Source organism: Rhodococcus sp. P14, from assembly GCF_000256505.1.
Classification (GTDB): Bacteria; Actinomycetota; Actinomycetes; order Mycobacteriales; family Mycobacteriaceae; genus Rhodococcus; species Rhodococcus ruber.
The window spans coordinates 1-5,292 of record NZ_AJFC01000182.1; the positions used below are offsets into that span (position 1 = coordinate 1).

General features: G+C 73.0%; 5 protein-coding genes and 1 riboswitch. Of the genes, 4 read left to right on the forward strand and 1 reads right to left on the reverse strand.

All coding sequences use genetic code 11. The annotated features are described in order from the left end of the window. Positions 1 to 1,544 (reverse strand): DEDD exonuclease domain-containing protein (locus OEY_RS0113305; protein ID WP_443216042.1); only part of this gene is annotated, 1,544 nt, incomplete at its 3' end. A 195-nt stretch (positions 1,545 to 1,739) separates the two neighbouring features. Between OEY_RS0113305 and OEY_RS30490 the strand changes: the two genes are divergently transcribed. The 4 genes from OEY_RS30490 to OEY_RS28435 form a co-directional block, all read left to right on the forward strand. Continuing rightward, positions 1,740 to 1,901 carry a hypothetical protein gene (locus OEY_RS30490; protein ID WP_155621879.1) on the forward strand — a complete coding sequence of 54 codons (162 nt, stop codon included), beginning with the start codon at positions 1,740 to 1,742 and terminating at the stop codon, positions 1,899 to 1,901. Positions 1,902 to 2,049: 148 nt separating this feature from the next. Continuing rightward, positions 2,050 to 2,216: riboswitch (cyclic di-AMP (ydaO/yuaA leader) on the forward strand. 14 nt (positions 2,217 to 2,230) lie between these two features. Beyond that, entirely contained in the window at positions 2,231 to 2,812 is a 582-nt protein-coding gene (locus OEY_RS0113315) for a C40 family peptidase (RefSeq protein WP_010594353.1), read from the forward strand. Positions 2,813 to 3,010: 198 nt separating this feature from the next. After that, positions 3,011 to 4,054, forward strand: coding sequence for an NlpC/P60 family protein (locus OEY_RS0113320; RefSeq protein ID WP_174557560.1), 1,044 nt, complete (start codon positions 3,011 to 3,013; stop codon positions 4,052 to 4,054). A gap of 56 nt (positions 4,055 to 4,110) precedes the next feature. Then, the coding region (locus tag OEY_RS28435; RefSeq protein ID WP_010594355.1) for a hypothetical protein at positions 4,111 to 5,292 on the forward strand (1,182 nt) is incomplete at its 3' end.

The window sequence follows — 5,292 nt, forward strand, 5'->3', positions numbered from 1 at the left end:
GCGTCGACCACGGGCATCGGCGGGACGCCGCGCGGAGCGACTCCCGCCCCCGCGAGCCGGCCCGCCCGGATCACCGCGAACTCCCAGCCGCCCTCGACGCGCCGGCGGGCGGCGACCAGCTCGTCCACCGCCGCGAGCGCGGCCAGGCGCTGCGTCCGGCGCAGTGCGAGCACGGCGTCGGCCGTCCGGTCCCGCAACCGGGCCGCGCTCTCGAACAGTTCGGCAGCGCCGAGGTGTTCGACACGCCGGCGCATCCGATGCAGCGGCTCGTCGTCGTCGCCGCGAAGCAGGGCGCGGGCGAGATCCACCTGCTGCGCGTACTCGGCGGGTGTCTGCAGTCCGGCTACTGCGGCAGCGCAGGCTCCGACGGCGTCCGGCGGGCAGTGCTCGCCGTGGCGCTTCGTGCGGGGGATCCGGCGGGTGCAGGTCCGAAGGCGGCAGAACTCGGCGACGGTGGTGGCGACGGCGGCGGCGTCGGCCCGCGACGAGAACGGGCCGACGGCGTCGACGGTGGGGCCGCCGACCGGATGCGGGGGAGCCGCGGCGGGTGTCCGCACGACGGACAGCCGGGGGAACGCCTCGTCGGTGAGGGTGATCCACCAGCCCCGGGCGGGGAACTTGGAGCGGCGGTTGTAGGGCGGGGCGTGCGCGGCGAGCAGCCTCAACTCCCGCACCCCCGCCTCGAGGGCATGGGCGCATTCCACGTGGTCGATCCGGGTGGCGAGCGCCACCATCTCCCTCAGCCGGGGCCGGGTCTCGGAACCGGTGAAGTAGTTGCGCACGCGGCGGCGCAGGTCGACGGCCGTACCGATGTACAGCACCTCGTCGGAGGGCCCGCGGAACAGGTACACACCGGGCCGTCGCGGCAGGTGTGCCGCGAGGGACCGCTTGGCGCGTTGCTCCGCGGTGACCGCCGGCAGATAGTCCCGCAGTTCGGTGAGGCTGTGGACGCCCTGGTTCCCGACGCGCTCGATGAGCGCGTGCAGGACGTCGACGGTGGCGCGGGCATCGTCGAGAGCACGGTGCGTGGGCGTGGTGGACACACGGAACAATTCGGCCAGCGCCGACAGTCGCACGGACGGGGCCTCGTCCCGGCCGAGCACGCGGCGGGCGAGCTTGACCGTGCACAGCACCGTGAACCGGGGCCACGCGACCTCGGCGCGGGACGCTGCGGCCCGCAGGAACCCGACGTCGAAGCCCGCGTTGTGCGCGACGAGCACGGCCCCGGCGGCGAACTCGAGGAACGAGGGCAGAACCTGCTCGATCCGGGGCGCGGAACGCACCATGGCGGTCGTGATGCCGGTGAGCTGGACGATGTTCGGCGGGATCGAACGGCCCGGGTCGACGAGCGTGGCGAACTCGCCGAGAACCTCGCCGCCACGGATCTTGACCGCGCCGATTTCCGTGATGGCGTCGTCCGTGGAACTGCCGCCGGTGGTCTCGAGGTCGACGACGACGAACAACGTCTCCCGCAACGGCGTGTCCAGTTCGTCGAACCCGAGCTGCACCCCGACGGCGGGATCGGGTCGGCGGGGCACGGTCACGTCGTCAGGGTAGGAGTCGGGTCCGACACCGCGGGGAGGGGGATCCGGCACGCCGGCAGAGGGATCCGACACCGCCGGGTGGGGGAAGAGGGGGGTCGGACGCCCGGAGTCGGCTCGACGAGACGAGGATCACATCGTCGATCGCCCGGGCGGGTGTGGGCGGCGTGCCGACGGGGTAACAACGCGGGTGGTGCGGTGGGACGTGTCGCCGCGGTGGGCGGTGTCGCGGGCGTCCTCGCCGCCGCGATCGCCCGCGAGACCTGCGACGACGTGGCAGCGGGCCGGTGGTCGGCGCGGGACGTGCCGGAGGTGGCCGCCGTGCCGTCGTCCTTCGAACCGACCGTTACGTTTCCGTGATCGAACGGCCGGAGCCGTCCGGCCCGAATCGGGCATATCCGTCAATCCGCGGCGCGTACGGCGCGGGCGGTCGACATCCTCCGATGCGATTTCGTAATCTTTTCGAGACCAAGCGGTGAGGATGTCGAACCACCAGAGGGGAGACGCCGCTCGGTCACCGCCTAATCGGCGCATCCGCAACGGGTGCCCGAGCCGGGGACCCACGTTGTCCTCTGGGGTGAATCCCTCCGACCGCACCCGCGGAACGGGGGGTAGGGCTGATCTTCCCAGCCCGAACCCGTCAGCTAACTCGGTCGGCGGACGAACGGAAGAAATGGAGCAAACCCCTCGTGGCGTCTCAGATTTCCAAGCGCACCGTCCGGCGCGCTGTCGTTGCCGGTGCCCTCGCTCTCGGTGCGGTCACCGTCTCTGCCGGACCCGCACTCGCCGAGCCGGTCACCATCCCCGGCGTCGGCTCGTTCGACCTGCCGGCCGGCGTGACCCTCCCGCCGGAGGTCGCCAACCTCGTCCCGCCGGCCCCGCAGGGTGCCGCACCGGCTCCGGCCGCGCCCTTCAGTGCGCCGGTCACCTCGGTCGCCCAGCGCGCCGTGGACGCAGCCCACAGCAAGCTCGGCGCCCCCTACGTCTACGGCGCCGCCGGTCCGAATGCCTTCGACTGCTCCGGCCTGGTGCAGTGGGCCTACAAGCAGGCCGGTCTGAACCTGCCGCGCACGAGCTACGACCAGGCCGCCGCCGGCAGGGCCGTGGACGTCTCCGCGCTGCAGCCCGGCGACGTCGTGTCGTTCTACGGCGGTAGCCACTCCGGCATCTACATCGGCAACGGCAACGTCATCCACGCGTCGACCTCGGGTCAGCCCGTGAAGATCGCGCCGATGAACTCGATGCCGGTCGACGGGGCCCGCCGCTACTGAGCGACGACTCCACGACTGTCACGCACTGCAGCGGGGGCGGACCGGTCGACGCCGGTCCGCCCCCGCTGACGCTCCGGACGGGCACTACCGGCGCAGGGTGAGCTACCGGCGGGTAGACACGAACCGGAGCCCTTCCGTAACCTGATCGAGATTTTTCGGGTAACGGGTGCGCAACGTCGAACGAAAGGACCTGGTCCCGTGGTGGTGGACAGGACGAAACGGTCGCTTCGGGCGCTGATGATCGGGGTGCTCCTCGCGGTGTTCTCGGTGGCCGTCCCGGCCGGTGCCGATCCGGTGGGGGAGAGCCCCACCGCCGCACTGGAACGGCTGGCCGAGTTGTCGCGCAAGTCCGAGCAGACCACCGAGGCGCTGCACAACGCCGGAATCGACCTCGACGCGAAGGTCGAGGCCCAGCGGGCCGCCGAGGCAGCTCTGGCGCGCGATCGCGAGGCGCTGGCCGCCGCGGAAGCGGAACTGGCCGTCTTCCGGCCCACCGTGGACAAGCTCGCCGTCGCCAACTATCGCGGCGCCCGCACCAACCGGCTGTTCGCCCTGATGGTCAGCGATTCGCCCCAGCAGCTGCTCGACCAGATGTCGGCGCTCGACGTCATCGCCCACCAGACCGCCGACCAGGTCGCGGGATTCCGCACCGCGTCGGCCGCGGCCGCGGAGGCTGCGCTCGCATCCGAGCGTTCGGCCGACGAGGCCCGCGCCGCCGCCGAGCAGGCCCAGGTCGTGCGGGACGAGCTGCAACGGCAGCAGAGCGAACTCGAGGCCCGGATCGACGAGGTGCTCGCGGCCTTTGCCGACCTGAGCGCCGAGGAGAAGGCCACCCTGGCCGGCGCCCCCTTCCCCCCGGGATTCGATGCCGAGAAGATCCTGTCGAGTCTGGCCCCCGGCAGCGGCAGCGGCGCCCTGCAGGCCGGCATGACCCGGATCGGCAGCCCGTACAGCTGGGGTGCCACCGGCCCGTCCGAGTTCGACTGCTCCGGCCTGGTGGTGTGGGCCTACAAGCAGATCGGCAAGAACCTGCCGCGGTCGAGCCAGGCCCAGGCGCAGGGGGGCACCCCCGTCCCGCGGGATCAGCTCCAACCCGGCGACGTCGTGACGTTCTACGACGACGCCTCGCATGTGGGGCTGTACGCGGGCAACGGCAACGTCCTGCACGCCTCCACCTACGGCGTGCCGGTCAAGGTTGCCCCGATGGACAGGATGCCGTTCCACAACGCCCGCCGGTACTGACGTCCGTCGCGCCCACCCCCGCGGCGCGGTCGTGGGCGCGACCTACACTGGCCGCCGTGCCCGCGCCCTACTCGTCGCCCCGTCCCCCTGGCAGTCGCCGGTGGGAACGGCTCGGTGTCGCCGGACTGGTCGTCGCGGTCGTGGCCGTCGGTCTCTCGCTCGCGTTCACGCCCGACGACGGCCCGGCCGAACCGGCGTCGCACCGCGCCGTGCAGGGACTGCTCGATGCATGGTCCCGGGCCGTGCGCACCGCCGACCGGGCGGTGCTCGCCACCGTCGTGGATCCCCGCGCCCGCCCGGGTCTGCTCGAGGCGGAGGTGCGCCGCGCCGAAGCCCTGGCCGCGTTGCCGCTGGCGGACTTCGCCTACGAGCTCGGACCGGACCTCGGGACCGACGTCACCGGCGACCTGGTGGCCCGGCTCGGCGCCGACGAGGCCCGTGCCCTCACCGTCCTGCTGCGCTACGCCGTCGAAGGGATCGACGACGAACCCACGCGCAAGCCCGTGACGGTGGTCCTCGCCCGCCGGGGAGAGCGGTGGCACCTCGTCGACGACCGCCCGCTGCCGGGTACGGACACCACCACCTGGCGGGGGCCGTGGGACTTCGGCCCACTCGAGGTCCGGGCAGTGGAGACCGGGGCCGGGAACCGGTCCCTCGTCGTGGGCCACCCCGAGCACTCGTCCCTCGTCGCCGACATCGCCGCCGAACTCGCCTCCGCCGTCGAGGCCGTGGACGCCGTGTGGGGAACCGGATGGCCCCGCCGCGCCCTCGTGCTCGTCACCGCCTCGCACGACGAGTTCACCGCGCAGGTCGGCAGCCGCTACAACGGCGCGGACATCGCTGCCGTCGCGGTCTCCGACGTCGTCGACCACGAGCGGGGCCGGGCCACCGGTCAACGCATCGTCTTCAGTCCCGCCGCCGAGCAGCGGCTGGACGAGGCGGGGCTGCGGGCGATCCTGCGCCACGAACTCACCCATGTCGCGGCGCGCACCGACACCGTGGACGGGTCGCCGCTGTGGATTCTCGAGGGCTATGCCGACTACGTGGGCTACCGCGGTGCCGGCGGCGACCTCGCCGCGATCGCGCCCACCCTCGCCGCGGTCGTCGCCGAGCGCGGGGCGCCGAGCACGCTGCCCGCGGACGCCGAGTTCGCCGGCGACGGCGCGCGCCTGGCGTACGAGAGCGCGTGGTCGATCGCGGCGTTCGTCGCCGAGGAGTTCGGCAGCGAGCGGGTCACC